The sequence below is a fragment of the Neobacillus sp. NPDC093182 genome (assembly GCF_044754045.1).
In genome coordinates this window covers 1-17,717 of sequence record NZ_JBIVOI010000006.1, presented here as the reverse complement: position 1 = coordinate 17,717, position 17,717 = coordinate 1, and the positions used below count along the sequence as shown (strand labels likewise).

Below are 17,717 nucleotides of genomic sequence, written 5' to 3'. Positions count from 1 at the left end.
TCTATAAAAAATAAATACCATTTTGTTAAAAGAGACCCAGATGTGACTTGGGTCTCTTATTTTGTTTCTTATTCACCTAGTCGATTTTAGTTATTCCAAAGCTCTACTCTTTCTTTAATTAGATCCGTACGCATTGCTTCTGCTTCTTTTGCACCAGCCTTATCAATTTCTTTTAAGAAGCTATCATAGATTTTATCAAAGTCAGCAGGCTTTGCTAGAATTGCCTCAGGAATACGTTTCTTCACGATATCTAGTACTTTTTGTTCGATTAGTGCTAAGTCTGAATCACTTGGAACTTGGATATTAAAGGATACCCCCCAAGGTTTTACAGGGAATTCATCTTTTTGTGGATATAATTCTTTCCACATTTTGACTCCAAAATTAGAAAGGACCTCTTTTTCTACATCCGTATAAGAATCTTGTACTTGCTCTGGAGAGGCGATGGTATAGGTCTGTCCATTGGAGTCTAGAACACCATCACCATAAGCCGGTGCAAACCCTTTTAGAACACCAATTCCAGTTTCTTTCACATAATTTGCATTGTTATTTCTTTTATCCATTTCTTCATCAGAAATCACACGTTTACCATCTTCGATCGTGTAGTGTTCACCTTCAATTCCCCAGTTTTGAAGAATTTGACCTTCTTCAGAAGCAAGATAATCAAGGAACTTAATTGCTGCAACTGGATCCTCACAATCAACTGTAATACCAATACCCCAACCTGCTAGATAACCAGCATCTTGGAAATTTGCGTGTTTCATATCCTCCGTTAACGTTGCAGGATATAAACCATACATTTTGTCATGTAAGCCCTGTTCACGTAATGAGCGCTGTGCCTCAGCAAATTGCCAATCATCATCAATAATCCCTAATACACGGCCAGAAGATAATTTTGCTAAGTATTGGTCATATTTTTGAACAAAGCTTTCTGGGTCTAATAATCCTTCAGCATTCATATGGTTTAACCAACGGAAATACTCTTTTTCTTCCGGACGTTTGTAATGGAAGATGGCTTCATATGTTTTTGGATCAACATAGAATTCACCATCATCTGATAATCCTGTTGTCCAGAAAGCTGGGTTAGTGGTAGAAATCATAATGCGCCAATCATCTGCGAGTAATGATAATCCAATAGTAGGCTGCCCATTTACTTCTGGGTATTTTTCTTTATATTGTTTAATCGCATTTTCATAATCCTTTAGCGTTTTAATTTCAGGAAATCCTAGTTCCTTTACCACTGAGTGCTGTAGTCCAACACCATGGCCTGGACTAAAATATTGTGTATCTACTGGAGTTGTTGGCAAAATGTAGATAGATTCGTCTTTACTGCTCCATTTTAAACGGTTCATGTAATCACCATAGATTTTTTTCAAGTTTGGAGCATGCTCTTCTATAAGGTCAGTAAGATCGATAAGTGCGCCCGCTTCAACTAATGTACCTGCTCCGCCTTTTGGTGTGATTAAGTCCGGGTATTCGCCACTTGCAACCATTAAGGCAATTTTTTGGTCTCCACCATTTACGTCAAATTCAGGTTTTAATGTTACTCCTGTTTTTTCTTTTACTAATTTGCTGACAGGGCTGCTCATATCATCCCACTGGGCATGTGGATCAGCGCTGAATAATGTGAACTCTGTTAGTCCTTCTTTATTTTTCTCACCATCACTATTAGATTTACTTGTACAGCCAGAAACAATCAGTACAAAACAAGCAGCTAATAACAAAGTGATTTTGCTAATACGCTTTTTCATGTATATCCCCCTATAGTCTCTTATTGGTATTTACATCGACGAATCATTATATCATCTATACTCTACCCTTTATTTCGTCAATCACCTCCTACAGTTACGTTAAAATTGACAAGTTGTCCTTACCGTCACCCTAACTTTTTACTGCACCAATCGTCATTCCTTGAACAAAATACTTTTGAACAAAAGGATAAATGACTAAGATGGGAACAATCGTGACAATTGAAATGGCCATTTTTATGGATTCAGGAGAAACAAATGTTTTTAATTGGTCCGCCGTCATCCCTTTCATCGAATTAGGATCCGTACTCCCCATTGACGTGTTTTGTAAGATTTTCATTAATTCATATTGCAAGGTAGTCAAATTTTCATTCATGCTATTGTATAAATAAGTATCAAACCAGGAGTTCCAATGCCCAACAGCAACGAATAACGCAACCGTTGCCAAAACAGGCTTACACAATGGCATGATAATTTTCCAGAAGATTGTAAAGTCATTTGCCCCATCAATCTTTGCAGATTCTTGCAAAGCATAGGGAAGTCCATCCATAAACGACCGAACAATGATAATATTAAATGCATTTACAATACCCGGGATAATGTAGACCCAATAACTATTAATTAATCCTAAATCTCTAATTAACATGTAACCCGGAATCAGACCGCCTGAGAAATACATCGTTAGTACAATAATGGTTGAGAACCATTTCCTGCCTTGAAAGTCCGCACGGCTTAGTGTGTATGCAACCATAGCAGAAGAAAGTACTCCTAGGATTGTCCCAATAACGGTACGAGAAGCTGAGTTTATAAATCCTGTAATCAAGTTATCGTATTGGAATATTTCTTTATAATTGTCTAATGTAAACGATCTTGGCCATATATATATCCCGCCTCGGACCGTATCTAGTGACTCATTCAAGGAAATGGCTAATACGTTTAAAAAAGGATATAAGGTTACTACCGAAATAAAGAGCAAATAGATATATATAAAACTATCAAACAAACGATCTTTCAGTACTGTTTTGTGAAGTGTATTATGTCTTCTCAATTTTGTTCCTCCTTACATTACACTGGAGTTCGAGTATTTCTTGAAAATTCCATTGGCCACAAATAATAGAATAATACTAATTACAGAGTTAAATATGCCGATTGCAGTACCATATGAGAATCGACCTAACCCAATTCCATAATTCAATGCATACAAATCTAGTACTTCTGCATAATCAACAACTAAGTTATTTCCTAACAGCATTTGTTTCTCAAACCCAATGCTAGTTAAATGGCCGATATTTAAAATTAATAAAACGAGTATCGTGGGCCTTATACCTGGCAGCGTTACATGCCAAATTTGTCTTAACCGGCCTGCACCATCTACCTTTGCTGCCTCATATAGCTGAGAGTCAATCCCTGAGATTGCAGCAAGGAAAATGATCGCATTCCATCCCATCTCTTTCCAAATATCAGAGGCTACAACGATTCCCCAAAAATACGTACCTTCTGCCATAAATTGGGTAGGTTTATCAAGAATACCTAAACTTACCAACATTTCATTAATCACTCCACCATCCGTAGAGAGCATTTTTGTCACGATGCCAGCCACAACAACCCAAGATACGAAATGTGGCAAATAAGTAATCGTCTGGACTGTTCGTTTAAATATGGATAACCTTACTTCATTTAATAGGACTGCAAAGATAATCGGCATTACAAAACCTACCGTTAATCCAAGAACACTCATACCAAGTGTATTTCTTAGTGCCCGATAAAACCGTTCGTCTGAAAACAGTTCAATAAAATGTTCGAACCCGACCCATTCTTGCTGGAAAAGAGATAGAGCTGGCTTATAATTTTGAAATGCCATTGACCATCCCCATAATGGAAAATAATTAAAAACAATAACTAAAAGGACAAAAGGGACAGACATCAAATATAAATATTTCTGTTGCACAAATGTTTTCCAGAAGCTCTTTTTTTTCGGTTTTTGAATAATCGTAATTGATTTCTCTTCGCTAGTAACCGCTTTCACGCATTAGACCTCCTCCTTACTTATATACCAATGATAGCGCATTCACGATGGGCATAATACCTAACAAATTAAAACAAAAATCATATAAAATTTTGATATAAGTAACTTCATAGGTTTAGTAAAAATAAAAGAACGTACAACGAATGTATCGTGTACGTTACAGCTTCTCCTTTCTAAAATTACTCGGAGACATTCCTATATATTTTTTAAATTTATTATGGAAATAATCTACATTCGAGTAGCCAACCTTTTCAGCTACTTGATAAACCTTCATACCTCCAGCTAATAATTTTTTTGCATTTTCCATTCTGACCTTATCTAGATAGGTATTAAAATATTCCCCTGTATGGTTCTTAAAAATTTTACCTAAGTAGGCACTGTTATAATCGAATACCTTAGCAAGATTTTCAAGCCTTAAATTTTCCGGATAGTTACGATGAATGAAATCCACAAGTTTTTTTAGTTGATCTTCATGATCCCCAACGTTGAGACTAGTAATAACTTTATTTAGTAAACTATAAATAAACTCCAGCAGTGAATTTATAGTCGCTTCCCTATTTATTTTATGTAGCTCTGCGGTTACATCGGATAATGTGTCGCCAAGCTCTGGCTTATTTACTGAACATTTACTAAAAACTAGAGATAGTAAGCGTATATAATTGATTTTAATTTGCTCTTCCGTATGATGGTTATTAATCATCGTTTGTGCAGCATTGATAATTTCGTCTTTCATTGCTTTTTCATTTAACGCATCAAGGGCAAAATATAATTTTTCCGCAAAAGAATGCACTGGAAACTCATTTGACGGCACATCCGGCAGGTATTCCTCTTTAGGCTGGAAAACAAGTTCTGAGTCCGTTCTAAGAAATTTTGTCTCTTTATAAAAGAATTGCAAATCAAGTCTAGTCTTTGTACTCCTATACTCTGTACCTAAACTGCTAATCTCAGTAAAGACTTCACTTAAGCACATAACAATTGACGAGTTTTTAAGATAGCTTTTCACTATATCGTACAGTTCGTTATAAGATTTTAGGCTTGGTCTTATGTTTTTTAGCAAGATACAAAGATAATGATCTTTAATAAATAAATAGCCCCAATTCCCTTCAAGATCTTGTGCTAATAGCTGTCTAAAATCCTCAAGTTCTAGGTTAGTATTGTGAAACAGCCGTATCATCACCAGCTGATAGAACCTTCCATCCAATCCAAGTTCGGAAATATCCCCATATACTTCCTCACTAGACACCTTTTCATTTCTTTCAATAATCGTCTGTAATACAGTATGTCTGACTTCCTGTAAACTGACAGTCCTAACCTGATTATCTGATTGATCCTTGTCTAAACTCAGCTTAATTCGTTGAATAAAACCAATCAAATCCTCTTCCTCGACAGGTTTTAATAAATAACCAGCTACATTTTCTCGTATAGCCTTTTGGGCATATTCGAAATCAGCATATCCACTCAAAATAATAAACTGTACCTTAACATCCTCTTTTCTAATGGTTTCAATTAGTTCTAAACCGCTCATCTTTGGCATCCGTATATCGACGATCATTAAGTGTATTTCATTTGTCCTAAATTTTTCTAAAGCCTCTTTACCATCTCTTGCGGTATCGATTACTTGGTAACCAAAATCTTCCCACGGTATAATTGTTTTCATTCCTTCTCGAATCATTGGCTCGTCATCAACTAATAACACGTTATACATGATTATTCCCCCTTACTGGTATGACAAATGACACCTTTGTCCCACTATTAGGATTGCTCTTAATGGAAAGACCGCTTTGTTCTCCAAATGTAAGTGTAAGCCTTTGATGCACATTAACTAATCCAATTCTATTGCCTCTATTATCTTCTGTTTTTTCTAGTACTTTGTTAATGGATACTACTTTATCATCACTGATACCTTTGCCATTATCCGAAACGATTACATGTAATTCCTCTCCCATCAACTTTGTGGTAATTTCTACAGTTCCCCCATGTGATTGGTCTTCTAAACCGTGAAGTACTGCATTCTCTACGAGAGGCTGTATAATAAGAGGATGTATTGAAATATTTTCTGTATTGGGATCAATATTTAATGAATAGGATAAACGATCATCATAACGGAACTTTTGAATGTCAAGGTAACACTTGACTAATTCTATTTCACTTTGTAACGTTATCATTTCTCCTGTAACAGAAATACTTTTTCTCATTAATTTTCCGAGCAGCTTGACCACCCCTGCTATTTCCTTTTCGCCTTTCATATGAGCTTTCATTCTAATCGATTCTAGAGCATTGAATAGGAAATGAGGGTTTATTTGACTAGCCATCATTTTCAGTTTAATTTCCTGTTGACGCTTCTCTAAAATGTTGTTTTTGATATGTGCTTTCTCCACTTCATCTATTAGCTCTTTAATATTTCGAACCATGTGATTTACTTGGTTTGATAATAACCCTATCTCATCTTCTCCATCCACATGGATATCAACGGTTAAATTCCCTTCTGAAATCGTATCGATTTGTTCACCTAGTTTAAGGAACCTGTTTGCTAAAAGTTTTGAGAAGAAGTAGATTAACATGATAGCGATAACTAAACTAAATACGATTACAACTAAGCCCAATAGTAAAAATCGGTTTGCATCTGCCATAATGATCTTCTTAGGTATAACCGAAACGAACCTTACCTTGTTAGAACTAATCTCAGGTAATAAGATATCGACAAGAACCTCTGATTTTTCTCCATCAACCTCTCCAGTGAACGTACCTGCCCATTCACTAGGAGGGACATCAATCTTTACAACTTCATCGATTTTTTTACCGATAAATTTTTTCCGATTAGAAACGACAATAAAATTATTATCATCGAGTATCATAACTGGCGTTCGTTCTTGGCTAAGCATATCGTATAGATGATTATTGTTAACATTTATAACAAGCACAGCATTTGTTTTATAATCGTGGTAATTTATATTACGTACTAAACTTAAAAATTTTCGGTTCTTTTTTGTCTCATCTGGGATATAATACCACCCTATTAATCCATGAGCCTCTTTAGCTGAACGATACCAAAAATCACTATTAATCGTGTTTTCCGGCATAAACCTCCAGTTATTTAACATTGTTTTATTATTTGTATAAACACGTATATTAGAAATCTCTTGATAGGTTTTAAGATACTCTTCGAATTTTTGATAATGATTATAGGCTGAAACAACCTCATGAATGGTACGATATTGTGTATTGACTATTTCCTTTAGCTCAGTATCTAAAGTTAAGTTATTTGATACATAAATCGCCTTTTCCAGTGTCTCCGCCGTTCGCTTTTTAACCCTTTCTAAATCTGATGACACTTGTTCTTTTGTATCAGAAAGAGCATTCGATCTTAATTCATGTGTTAAAAAGGAACCAACAGTGAGCAGGGGAATGAAAACGGCTATGATAAAACAAAATACTAACTTAGAATGGAGCTTCATATTATTAAAATAGTTTTTAATTTTTTTCATTAAAATTGCACCACCAAAACGATTACGCGTAAGCGCTTTAATTGATAACCTTACATGTATATTTATTATTCTATAGTAGTTTATAAGATTAGCAATTATTTATGGTGATAAAAAAAGTTCCTATAAACAAAGAGGCTATTTATAGCTATAGCCCCTCTGTTTGTTCCCTTTACCATTGTTCAATAATAGCTACATCAAATGAACCAAGTTCAATAGATTCCGCTACATCACTTTGGGTTAATAGATTAACACCTTTTATACCAGGCAGTTCAACACTTACGGAATTACTATTATGATTTAATACAAAAATAAAAACTTTATCTCCCTTTGTTCGTTTTGTTATTTCTATTCCATGTTTATTTGCTGCAATTTCGTTTTTAATTCCCTTTTCCTCAACAATTTCATTCATTAAATCTGCTAAAAATGGTTGTTCAGGACTTGAGGCAATATACCATGCTTGCCCTTTGCCAAACCTATTCATTGTTACCACTGGTCTTCCCTGGTAGAAATCTTCTCCATACGTTGCGATTACCTCAGCACCTTCAGAATGAATAAGGTCAAATAACAGATTACAGGTGTACGTCCCCTTTAAATTGCCATATTCCTTCTCAATCACAATCTTATTACTATGTTCTGGAGCAAGTGCGTCAATTTCTTCAGACCAAATTCCTAATACCTTACGCAGTTCACCAGGGTATCCTCCAAGCGCGACAAGATCATTTTCGTCTACGATTCCACTAAAGAAGGTGGTTAGAAATGTCCCGCCATTTTCTACAAATCCCTCTATCTTTTTAGCATATCCCGGCTTTACCATATACAAAACGGGTGCGATGACAACTTTGTATTGAGTTAAATCTGCTTCTACACTTACAATATCCACTTGAATATTCATATCAAACAATGCTTTGTAGTATTTATGGACTTCATCTACATATTTCAATGCTATGGACGGACCACTTGAATATTCAACAGCCCACCAGTTATCCCAGTCAAATACAATCGCTGCTTTAGCGTTAACTCTTGAATCTAGTAACCTATCATGTAATTGAGTAAGTTCATCCCCCAGTTCTGCTACTTCACGGAAAACTCTCGTATTTTCATGTCCAACATGTTCGATCACAGCGCCATGAAATTTTTCACAAGCCCCTCTGGAGCGTCTCATTTGGAAAAAGAGTACGGAATCAGACCCATGAGCAACTGCCTGATAGCTCCATAAGCGCATCACACCTGGACGCTTTAAAGAGTTGTATGGCTGCCAATTTTGTTGACTTGGTGTTTGTTCCATTAACATAAATGGGTCGCCATTCTTTAACCCTCGCATTAAATCATGCATCATTGCTGTATAACTTACAGGTGTATCCATAGAGGGATAATTGTCCCAAGCGATTACATCCATATAAGGGGCCCATTTCTGATAATCTAATGGTTTATAAGCGCCCATAAGATTGGTTGTAACAATCGTTTCCGGTATGGCTTTTTTAATCAATTCATACTCCATTTTATGGCATTCTAGCATACTGTCAGAATTAAACCTGGCATAATCTAATGATATCCCTTGAAACATCGTTTGCCTTTCTCCGAAGTGCTCACTTAAAAGATTGGGTGTTACAATTTCATCCCAATCGTAAAACGTATGTCCCCAAAAGCTAGTATTCCACGCTCTATTAACGTTATCTAATGATTGGTATCTCTTTTTTAGCCAAACACGAAATTCCTTCTCACAATTTTCGCAATAGCAGGCGCCGCCCCATTCATTCGATATATTCCAAAGCAGTACTGCCGGATGATCTTGATAGCGGTCAACTAGTTTTTCAACAAACAGAGAGGCAAATTTTCGGTAGGTAAGACTGTTTGGACATGAATTATGTCTGCCGCCAAACTTCCTTTTCTTTCCATCGAATTCAGTTCTAAGGATATCAGGGTACTTCTTTGCCATCCAGGCCGGATGGGCTGCTGTTCCTGTTCCAATCCCAACTTGGATGCCATTGTCATATAAAGTGTCAATCACTTCATCTAACCAGGTAAAATCATAGGAAACCTCGTCCTTTTGTGAGGTGGCCCACGCAAATATATTTACTCGAACAAAGTCAATTTTAGCCTTTTTAAACATCCTTATATCTTCGTACATGGTGTCTCTGTCATACTGTTCTGGGTTGTAGTCTCCACCATAAATCATTTTTGAGATTTTAGTACTAATCATACCTTTCCCTCCTCATCTGCAGTTTTACAAGCCCTGCTATTTACTCCAGTGCCATAACTTTAATGGTTTCTTTTTTCCCTACTGTCAGCTCATTAGCTGTTACAACTGTACCATCTTCTTTTACCATTCTTATTTTTTTACCCTTATATGAAACTTTTAGCTGGCATTGAACACTTGATGTTATTTCTGCTATTTTTAGTTGGCCTTCAGCCCACTCCATCTTTACCTCAAAACCACCTCTTGTTCTTAAGCCGCTGACTCTACCACTCCCCCATACATCAGGTAATGCGGGTAAGAGTTCAATTTTTCCCAAATGACTTTGGACTAGCATCTCTGCAATTCCTGCTGTCCCGCCGAAGTTCCCATCAATTTGGAAGGGAGGATGATCATCGAAAAGATTCGGATGTGTGGAACGTGCTAATAATGTTTGTACATATAAATGTGCATTTCTGGCATCGTGAAGACGAGCAAAAAGATTTATTAGCCAAGCACAACTCCAGCCGGTATGCCCGCCCCCGTTCTCCAAGCGAGAGGTTAAAGAATTCTGTGTGGCCTCAACTAAATGCGGGGTCGCTAGATGATTAATCTGACTGCCTGGGTATAATCCATATAAATGTGATACATGTCTATGACCAGGTTCATGTTCAGGGAAATCCTCCACCCATTCCTGCAAACGTCCATTAGAATTAATCTTGAATGGCACCAGCCGTTCTAATGCATGGGAAATTTCAATGCAGAAATCATCTTGAATGCTTAATTCTTGAGCTGCATTAAGACAATTAAGAAATAACTCTCTAATCAACGTTACATCCATTGTTGAGGCGTAGGAAACAGCTGTTGGCTTACCATTATGGGAAAGAAATTTATTTTCCGGTGATGTTGATGGATTTGTAACTAAGTACCCGTTTGGTCCCTCTATTAACCAATCTAAGCAAAACTGTGCAGCGCTTTTCATTAATGGGTAGGCTATTTCCTTAAGGAATCCTTCGTCCCTAGTGAATAAAAAATGCTCCCATAAATGACTTGTCAGCCAAGCCCCGGCCATTGGCCAAAAGGCCCATGATGCCTGGCCGGTTGTAGGAGTAGACTTCCGCCATAAATCAACATTATGGTGAACAGCAAAGCCCCTTGCTCCATATAATTCTTTTGCTGTTTTTTCTCCTGTTAGGCATAAATCCTCGATCATAGTAAAAAGAGGTTCATGACATTCTGATAAATTACATACTTCCGCTGGCCAATAGTTCATTTCCGTATTTATATTGGTCGTATAGTCACTATTCCAGGGTGGTTGAATATACGGGTTCCATATTCCTTGCAGATTTGCTGCCTGAGTACCGGGTCTAGAACATGCAATCATCAAATACCGTCCGTACTGGAAATACAGAGCCTCCAGTGAACAATCATTCCGGTTGCTTTTATAACGTTCCAGCCTTTCGTTTGTAGGCAGTTCTTCATATTGTTCCTCTCCATCTAGAAATAGGCAAACACGATTAAATAAAGCCTGATGATCTTCAATATGACGAAGCATTAATTCATCAAAACCTTTTTCTAATGCGGTAGTTAAAATCGTCTGACATTGATTTTCAACTTTGCTTAAATCCAGGTTTGGGATTTCATTAAAGGTTGTAAAATTTGTTTTAGCAGTTAGCAGTAAGATAACTTCATTTTCACCTGTAATATCCATTGTTCCATCTGACACAGAAAGGTTCCCATATGCTGTCGAACTTAGCAGATGTATTTGAAACCTCAAGCCTCGATGTTCATCGTATAAAATCTCACCAGGATTTTTTACAGAAATAGGGCTTTTCCCATTCAGAATTAGCTGCTTGTTATTGGTTTCTGTTAATACATACGGGTGTAATGAGTCTAGATGAACTTTCAGGTTTATAGCAGGATTGTTTGGACCTAAAGCTTTTATCCTAATAGCAAGAACCTGATCAGGGTAACTTATAAACGTTTCCCTGCGATACGTACAATCCTTAATCTGATATTCAGTCAAGGCAACAGCACGTTGTAAGTCTAATTCACGCCGAAAGCTTGTTACTGCCCCTTCACAATTATGTTCAATGGTCAAATCACCTAGAGGCTGGTAGGCTTCACAATCTTCTCCAACCATATTTTTCTCTATTAATTGTTCAGCCTCAAAATACTCACCTTTAAATATAAGCTCTCTTGCCTTCTCTAACGTATGAAGGGCATTTTTATTTATCTTAGCTCCTGGTTCACCCGACCACAGTGTATCTTCATTTAATTGAATTTTTTCGTACTTTGCACCCCCGAAAACCATGGCTCCTACTCTTCCATTTCCGATAGGTACTGCTTCCTCCCACTTTGAGGCTGGAGATGTATACCATAATTTCAAATCATTACTTTTGGCGTTTCCCATTATTTCACCTCTAATCTGAAAAGGTCAGTAGGCAATGCCTGCCCACCTGACCTTTCACCTTTATAGCCTTAGTCTCGATACCACTAAGCAATGAAACGGAAATAACTGATCAATATCTCACCATTACTTACAAAATAAATCTTGGTATTTACGGCGTTTTCAGGTAATGTAACTGCGCCCGTTACCGTATGCCAGCTTTGACTGCCTCCTGTGTTATTGACCACGAGCTGGCCAATCTTTTCTCCCCCAGGATGTCCTAGATAAATATCAATCTCAGCTTTTTTCGATTGGTTGGCAGCACGAACTTCAATCGATTGTAAGCCCCTGCTAGCATCTATATCGGAAAACATAATCCAAGACCCTGTTTTCATCTGGACGGAATGACCGCCTTCTTTACACTCATTTATGATAGTCCCGTCATAATCATCATAGTTTTCTGCTCTGGTATTCACGTAAAGATTTCGTAAAGGGATGGTTTCCCCGTTAACCTTTAGTCGTTCCTTCAGCTGTATATCAGAGGATGATTTTCCAACCATTAACTCATATACGCCTGATTCCACACAATATTTATCCCTTGTAACATCCCAAACCGCTAGTTCGCTGGCATTTATGCTAAATTGTACTTCTTGTGAATACCCAGCTTTGATAGAAACTCTTTTAAAACCAATTAGCTGTTTAAGCGGCCTTTGGAAGCGGGAATCTAGTGAACGGAAGTATAGTTGTACGACCTCATCACCAGCAAGGGTGCCCTTATTTTTCACGTTAACACTTATGATTACTTCTTCGTGTTCAGTTATTTCATGAACACTTAGTCTAAGATTACTATATTCAAAAGTTGAATATGATTTTCCGTGGCCAAATGGGTATAGTACATCTCCATCGAAGTACAGATAAGTACGTTTACCTTTAATAATGTCGTAGTCTAAAATACTGGGTAATTGATTGACCGAGCGGTACCAGGTCATATTCAATCGGCCCGCTGGATTATAATCTCCAAATAATACATCGCTTATGGCATTCCCCAATTCTTGACCACCATGTGAGGTGTAAAGGATGGCTGGGATATTGTCATCCACCCAATTAATGGCAAACGGGTAACTTCCAACAACGACTACAATGGTATTAGGGTTTACCTTATATACTTCTTTAATTAATCGTTCTTGTGCTTGGGCTAAGGTAATATCTGGCCGGTCAATTTCTTCCTTGCCATTAACAACAGGATTATTCCCGACAAATACAATCGCCACATCCGACTCTTTGGCTGCTTTAACCGCTTCTTCCAGCCCATTTTCGATTATTTCTTTTTCAAGTAAAACAGCATTGCTGCTATCATGATTCTCAGAAACTTGCAATCTGCCGTTTTCACCTAGTACGACAGCATGATTATTCCAAGTTGACAGCGTAAGCTTACTTTCATTTTCAGGTATGAAATGTAGAACCTCTTTTACAAACCACCCATAGATTTCATCAGCTGAGGAAGCAATATTTTTATCGTCAGCACTTGTTACGTACTTACCATTATCCAATGAACGGACTGTATAGCTTCCCCATCCCCAATCTGAAAGCTCAAACCGTGCTGCTTCATGTTTTTCTTGCTTAGTGATGATTAGCGGACTGTTTTCTTCCGCTCCTAAAGCAACAAAATCAGTTCCCTGTTTTAGCAGGATCTTATCATTTCCGCTATGGAATGTTACTTGCTTTCCTTCCAACTTGCTTTTTATTCCTTCATAGGGTGTTAGGGTATAAGGGAAATCTCCTGAATACCAGTCTCGATAAACAATATTTCCTAATGGTCCGATTACTGATACCTTTTTAAGAGCACTCCCATTTAATGGTAAAGTGTTATTTTCATTTTTTAACAGAACAACCGATTCCTTAGCGGCTCGATTGGATATTTCAGCGTGTTTCGGATCACAAATAATGGATTCAGTGATTGTTGAATATGGATTGTTTTCTGCTGGGTCAAATTCTCCCAAACGAAAACGTACTCGGAACGTATTTCTCAATGCACAATCTAGGTCATTTTCATTGATTAATTTTCTTTCCACTGCTTCCAATATCGCCTTTGTTGTTTCCTCAAAATCATCTGTCATACTATCAATTCCATTTTTAATCGCATCAGCAACCGATTGGGCATGATTATCATAATACCCATGCTCTCTTACAACCCCTAACAAATCTGCTGCATCACTGACTATGAATCCGTTCATTCCCCATTTTTCTTTCACAATTTCTTTGACATAAGGATGAAGAATAGCCGGTGTCCCATTAATGGAATTATATGCCGTCATCATGGAGTAGGCACCGCCTTCTTTAAAAGGCACTTCAAAAGCTTTAAGATAATATTCGTGCATATTTCTAGGATCAATACTCGCCGAACAGATGCCACGGTCAATCTCATTGTTGTTCGCTAGAAAATGTTTTAGCGTAGCAACGGCTTTGAAGAAAAACGGATGATCTCCCTGAATTCCTTTTACTAGGGAAGCGGTTAGTTTCCCTGTTAAATAGGGATCCTCACCATATGCCTCTTCTGTTCTTCCCCACCTTGGGTCTCTTTCCATATCAACAGTAGGAGCCCATAATGTTAATCCATTTACTTCTGGATTTTTCTTATAAAAAGCCCTGGCTTCACTGCTAATGACATCCCCAACTTCCTGCAGTAATTCTTGGTTCCATGTACAAGCTAATCCTGTGGTCTGCGGAAAAGTGGTTGCCTTCCCTAACCAAGCCATACCATGCGCTGCTTCCGTTCCTTGTTTATGCGCTTTTATTCCCAGACGATCAATTGCGGGTTGATATTGACACATCAAATTAACCTTTTCTTCAAATGTTAATCTTGAAATAAGATCATTCAGTCTAGCTTCCAATGGTAAATCGGGATTTTGAAAGGGAAATTCAACTATCTTTTTGTCCGCTATTTTTTCCATCTATTTCTCATCCTCGCTATATAGTTGATATTTAGCATCATTAAGGAAACGGTTACAAACAGAAAAGGAGTGAATGTAACCGCTGTCCTAACTCTAGCATCTTTCCCCGACACCAAAACACCCCAATTATTATAGAAATTATCCATTGTAATTTAGAGATAACGGTGACTGGCTTATTTGATTATTAGGGTCAAAAAATTTATTGATTTACAAAGTTAACTTTATATGGTTTATTGAGAAAAGTAGAATAGAAGAGGAGTGAGAGTCGTTGAATAATGTATTTGGCAGAATTCAACCCGTTTTTGAATGGATTATTAACTTAGCTTCATTAAACATAACTTGGTTGGTTTTTATTTTTCCTATAGCTTATCTAAGCATACTTCTAGTTCTTGTTGAACATACAAGTCAGGTTCTTATGATAGTACTAACTATAGTAGTGCTATCACCATTCTTGTTATTTCCTGCCACTACGGCAATGTTCGGAGTTGTTAGGAAGTGGTTCATGAAGGAGGAAATACAAATTGTTAAATCCTTCTGGAGGTTTTATAAAGAGAATTATAAACGGAGTCTCTCTGGCGGACTTATTCTATCTTTCCTATGGTTAGTGGGAGTAGTTGATTTCCTATACATGAAATCGGATGTATCTTTTGTAAATTACATCGTTTTATTTATTTTGGCCTTCTTGTTACTTTATACTTTGTACTTTTTATCAGACACAGTTCATACTGAATCAAAACTTACACAGAGCTTAAAAAATGTTCTGATTATTACGGTTGCTAATCCTATATTCTCGTTTGGAATCGTATTAATATGCATTTTTATACTTTATGTTAGTTTTACCTATCTGCCCTTTCTGATCATTCTCTTCACTGGACCCTTTATTGCCATACTAGGTTTTTATGGGTACCAAAAAGTGTTTACGACCATCTTGAATGTACAGAAATAATATATTTTAGCAATTAGACATTTCATGGAAGATAACGATCTTTCCTATGAATGTCTCCTTTTTTAGTCTCGTTGACTTAATTTAACCTTACTTTTGACCGCCAGCTAGTAACACCCTTTTAATAGAAGGAGCAGCGATAGTTGTACATTTGGATTGTATGATCCCCGCTATCCTGATATAACGAATTCAAGAGGAATCAGATGACTTAGATGCGCTTAATAGAGTTCAAGCATATTAAAACAAAAACACTCACAAATGTTGTTAAAACAACGTTTGTGAGTGTTTTTAGATACCGGTGGTCGGGGTCGAACCGACACTCCAGAGGAACACGATTTTGAGTCGTGCGCGTCTGCCAATTCCGCCACACCGGCATTATAAAATTTTTAAAAGATAATGCCGAGGACCGGAATCGAACCGGTACGGTAGTCACCTACCGCAGGATTTTAAGTCCTGTGCGTCTGCCAGTTCCGCCACCCCGGCGCAATAAAATGCGCTATTAAAACTCAAGTGAAAAATTAAAGGCGGCAACCGGATTCGAACCGGTGGTAAAGGTTTTGCAGACCTCTGCCTTACCACTTGGCTATGCCGCCATATTATGGAGCGGAAGACGGGATTCGAACCCGCGACCCCCACCTTGGCAAGGTGGTGTTCTACCACTGAACTACTTCCGCGAATTGGCTGGGCTAGCTGGATTTGAACCAACGCATGTCGCAGTCAAAGTGCGATGCCTTACCGCTTGGCTATAGCCCAATGATAATCTTTTATCTTCATCCAAAAATGGTCTTATGGGGCGACTGATGGGAATCGAACCCACGAATGCCTGAACCACAATCAGGTGCGTTAACCACTTCGCCACAATCGCCATAATAAAATTAATTGGCAGGGGTAGTAGGAATTGAACCCACACCAAAGGTTTTGGAGACCTTCGTTCTACCTTTAAACTATACCCCTAAAAACAATGCTTATTTTCACTATCATGAAATTAACTTGGTGGAGGGGGACGGATTCGAACCGCCGAACCCTGAGGGAGCGGATTTACAGTCCGCCGCGTTTAGCCACTTCGCTACCCCTCCACATATTATGAGATAAAAACCAAATGGTGCCGGCTAGAGGACTTGAACCCCCAACCTACTGATTACAAGTCAGTTGCTCTACCAATTGAGCTAAACCGGCAAGCATATAATCAATAGAATAAAAATGGTGGCTCAGGACGGAATCGAACCGCCGACACAAGGATTTTCAGTCCTTTGCTCTACCGACTGAGCTACTGAGCCACACTATAAAGCCTATTTCATAAAGAAAATGGCGGTCTGGACGGGACTCGAACCCGCGACCTCCTGCGTGACAGGCAGGCATTCTAACCAACTGAACTACCAGACCGAATTGCGGGGACAGGATTTGAACCTGCGACCTTCGGGTTATGAGCCCGACGAGCTACCGGACTGCTCCACCCCGCGACAATAAATATTGAAGATTATTTTCACTCTAGTGAAAATATCATGGTGGAGGATGACGGGATCGAACCGCCGACCCTCTGCTTGTAAGGCAGATGCTCTCCCAGCTGAGCTAATCCTCCGAATAATGGATAGTTATTTTCGCTAGCGCGAAAAAACTTTGGTGACCCCTACGGGATTCGAACCCGTGTTACCGCCGTGAAAGGGCGGTGTCTTAACCGCTTGACCAAGGGGCCAAATTAATAATAGACAGTGTTTTTATGGCGGAGAGCAAGGGATTTGAACCCTTGAGACAGGGTTACCCGCCTACACGATTTCCAATCGTGCTCCTTCGGCCACTCGGACAGCTCTCCATAAAAGAATGGCTCCGCAGGTAGGACTCGAACCTACGACCGATCGGTTAACAGCCGATAGCTCTACCACTGAGCTACTGCGGAATAATAATAGTATTGCAGCCTGGCAACGTCCTACTCTCACAGGGACAAAGTCCCAACTACCATCGGCGCTGAGAAGCTTAACTTCCGTGTTCGGTATGGGAACGGGTGTGA

The 17,717-nt window shown here is 38.3% G+C and carries 9 protein-coding genes, 16 tRNA genes and 1 rRNA gene; 1 reads left to right on the top strand and 25 read right to left on the bottom strand.

Translation table 11 applies throughout. From position 1 onward, the window contains the following. Positions 1–86: 86 nt before the first annotated feature. The 8 genes from ACIQAA_RS12410 to ACIQAA_RS12375 all read right to left on the bottom strand — a co-directional run bounded on the left by ACIQAA_RS12410 (position 87) and on the right by ACIQAA_RS12375 (position 14,769). On the bottom strand, positions 87–1,748 hold the full coding sequence (locus tag ACIQAA_RS12410) for an ABC transporter substrate-binding protein (RefSeq protein ID WP_402619585.1): 1,662 nt from the start codon (positions 1,746–1,748) through the stop codon (positions 87–89). 130 nt (positions 1,749–1,878) lie between these two features. Next, the gene (locus tag ACIQAA_RS12405; RefSeq protein ID WP_402619583.1) at positions 1,879–2,793 is read right to left on the bottom strand and encodes a carbohydrate ABC transporter permease; all 915 of its coding nucleotides are present in this window, start codon (positions 2,791–2,793) and stop codon (positions 1,879–1,881) included. A gap of 12 nt (positions 2,794–2,805) precedes the next feature. Continuing rightward, positions 2,806–3,771: an ABC transporter permease gene (locus ACIQAA_RS12400; protein ID WP_402619580.1), complete on the bottom strand. Its 966-nt coding sequence runs from the start codon at positions 3,769–3,771 to the stop codon at positions 2,806–2,808. A 157-nt stretch (positions 3,772–3,928) separates the two neighbouring features. Beyond that, the gene (locus ACIQAA_RS12395; protein ID WP_402619577.1) at positions 3,929–5,476 is read right to left on the bottom strand and encodes a response regulator transcription factor; all 1,548 of its coding nucleotides are present in this window, start codon (positions 5,474–5,476) and stop codon (positions 3,929–3,931) included. Further along, positions 5,469–7,256: a cache domain-containing sensor histidine kinase gene (locus tag ACIQAA_RS12390; RefSeq protein WP_402619575.1), complete on the bottom strand. Its 1,788-nt coding sequence runs from the start codon at positions 7,254–7,256 to the stop codon at positions 5,469–5,471. Before ACIQAA_RS12390 ends, ACIQAA_RS12395 begins: the two co-directional genes overlap by 8 nt. Positions 7,257–7,425: 169 nt before the next feature. Then, the gene (locus tag ACIQAA_RS12385) at positions 7,426–9,456 is read right to left on the bottom strand and encodes a beta-galactosidase (RefSeq protein ID WP_402619572.1); all 2,031 of its coding nucleotides are present in this window, start codon (positions 9,454–9,456) and stop codon (positions 7,426–7,428) included. Between the two features lie 40 nt (positions 9,457–9,496). Next, entirely contained in the window at positions 9,497–11,842 is a 2,346-nt protein-coding gene (locus tag ACIQAA_RS12380; RefSeq protein ID WP_402619569.1) for a glycoside hydrolase family 95 protein, read from the bottom strand. Between the two features lie 83 nt (positions 11,843–11,925). After that, the gene (locus ACIQAA_RS12375; RefSeq protein WP_402619567.1) at positions 11,926–14,769 is read right to left on the bottom strand and encodes a glycoside hydrolase family 3 protein; all 2,844 of its coding nucleotides are present in this window, start codon (positions 14,767–14,769) and stop codon (positions 11,926–11,928) included. Positions 14,770–15,037: 268 nt separating this feature from the next. Here ACIQAA_RS12375 and ACIQAA_RS12370 point away from each other — a divergent pair, with 268 nt between their 5' ends. Next, entirely contained in the window at positions 15,038–15,715 is a 678-nt protein-coding gene (locus ACIQAA_RS12370) for a YesL family protein (RefSeq protein ID WP_402619564.1), read from the top strand. A gap of 290 nt (positions 15,716–16,005) precedes the next feature. On the opposite strand, the gene ACIQAA_RS12365 is transcribed toward ACIQAA_RS12370, so the two are convergent. The 17 genes from ACIQAA_RS12365 to rrf all read right to left on the bottom strand — a co-directional run. Further along, positions 16,006–16,086, bottom strand: a tRNA-Leu gene (locus ACIQAA_RS12365). Between the two features lie 23 nt (positions 16,087–16,109). Then, a tRNA-Leu gene (locus tag ACIQAA_RS12360) sits at positions 16,110–16,195 on the bottom strand. 39 nt (positions 16,196–16,234) lie between these two features. Then, a tRNA-Cys gene (locus ACIQAA_RS12355) sits at positions 16,235–16,305 on the bottom strand. A 6-nt stretch (positions 16,306–16,311) separates the two neighbouring features. Further along, a tRNA-Gly gene (locus ACIQAA_RS12350) sits at positions 16,312–16,386 on the bottom strand. 4 nt (positions 16,387–16,390) lie between these two features. Next, positions 16,391–16,465 (bottom strand) — tRNA-Gln (locus ACIQAA_RS12345). Between the two features lie 36 nt (positions 16,466–16,501). Beyond that, positions 16,502–16,577 (bottom strand) — tRNA-His (locus ACIQAA_RS12340). Between the two features lie 15 nt (positions 16,578–16,592). Further along, a tRNA-Trp gene (locus ACIQAA_RS12335) sits at positions 16,593–16,666 on the bottom strand. A gap of 37 nt (positions 16,667–16,703) precedes the next feature. Next, a tRNA-Tyr gene (locus tag ACIQAA_RS12330) sits at positions 16,704–16,788 on the bottom strand. Between the two features lie 24 nt (positions 16,789–16,812). Beyond that, a tRNA-Thr gene (locus tag ACIQAA_RS12325) sits at positions 16,813–16,888 on the bottom strand. A 25-nt stretch (positions 16,889–16,913) separates the two neighbouring features. Continuing rightward, a tRNA-Phe gene (locus tag ACIQAA_RS12320) sits at positions 16,914–16,989 on the bottom strand. 29 nt (positions 16,990–17,018) lie between these two features. Continuing rightward, positions 17,019–17,095: transfer RNA gene (locus ACIQAA_RS12315), tRNA-Asp, on the bottom strand. Between the two features lie 3 nt (positions 17,096–17,098). Next, a tRNA-Met gene (locus tag ACIQAA_RS12310) sits at positions 17,099–17,172 on the bottom strand. A 43-nt stretch (positions 17,173–17,215) separates the two neighbouring features. Then, positions 17,216–17,291, bottom strand: a tRNA-Val gene (locus ACIQAA_RS12305). 39 nt (positions 17,292–17,330) lie between these two features. After that, positions 17,331–17,405: transfer RNA gene (locus ACIQAA_RS12300), tRNA-Glu, on the bottom strand. Between the two features lie 25 nt (positions 17,406–17,430). Continuing rightward, positions 17,431–17,522, bottom strand: a tRNA-Ser gene (locus ACIQAA_RS12295). Positions 17,523–17,531: 9 nt separating this feature from the next. Next, positions 17,532–17,606: transfer RNA gene (locus ACIQAA_RS12290), tRNA-Asn, on the bottom strand. Positions 17,607–17,623: 17 nt separating this feature from the next. Further along, positions 17,624–17,717 (bottom strand): 5S ribosomal RNA (gene rrf, locus ACIQAA_RS12285); the annotation flags it as partial.

What these genes read in the sequence shown, in the direction of transcription:
- ACIQAA_RS12380 (WP_402619569.1), bottom strand. Translation starts at nt 11,842, where the DNA reads ATGGGAAACGCCAAAAGTAATGATTTGAAATTATGGTATACATCTCCA.
- ACIQAA_RS12395 (WP_402619577.1), bottom strand. Translation starts at nt 5,476, where the DNA reads ATGTATAACGTGTTATTAGTTGATGACGAGCCAATGATTCGAGAAGGA.
- ACIQAA_RS12390 (WP_402619575.1), bottom strand. Translation starts at nt 7,256, where the DNA reads ATGAAAAAAATTAAAAACTATTTTAATAATATGAAGCTCCATTCTAAG.
- ACIQAA_RS12375 (WP_402619567.1), bottom strand. Translation starts at nt 14,769, where the DNA reads ATGGAAAAAATAGCGGACAAAAAGATAGTTGAATTTCCCTTTCAAAAT.
- ACIQAA_RS12410 (WP_402619585.1), bottom strand. Translation starts at nt 1,748, where the DNA reads ATGAAAAAGCGTATTAGCAAAATCACTTTGTTATTAGCTGCTTGTTTT.
- ACIQAA_RS12385 (WP_402619572.1), bottom strand. Translation starts at nt 9,456, where the DNA reads ATGATTAGTACTAAAATCTCAAAAATGATTTATGGTGGAGACTACAAC.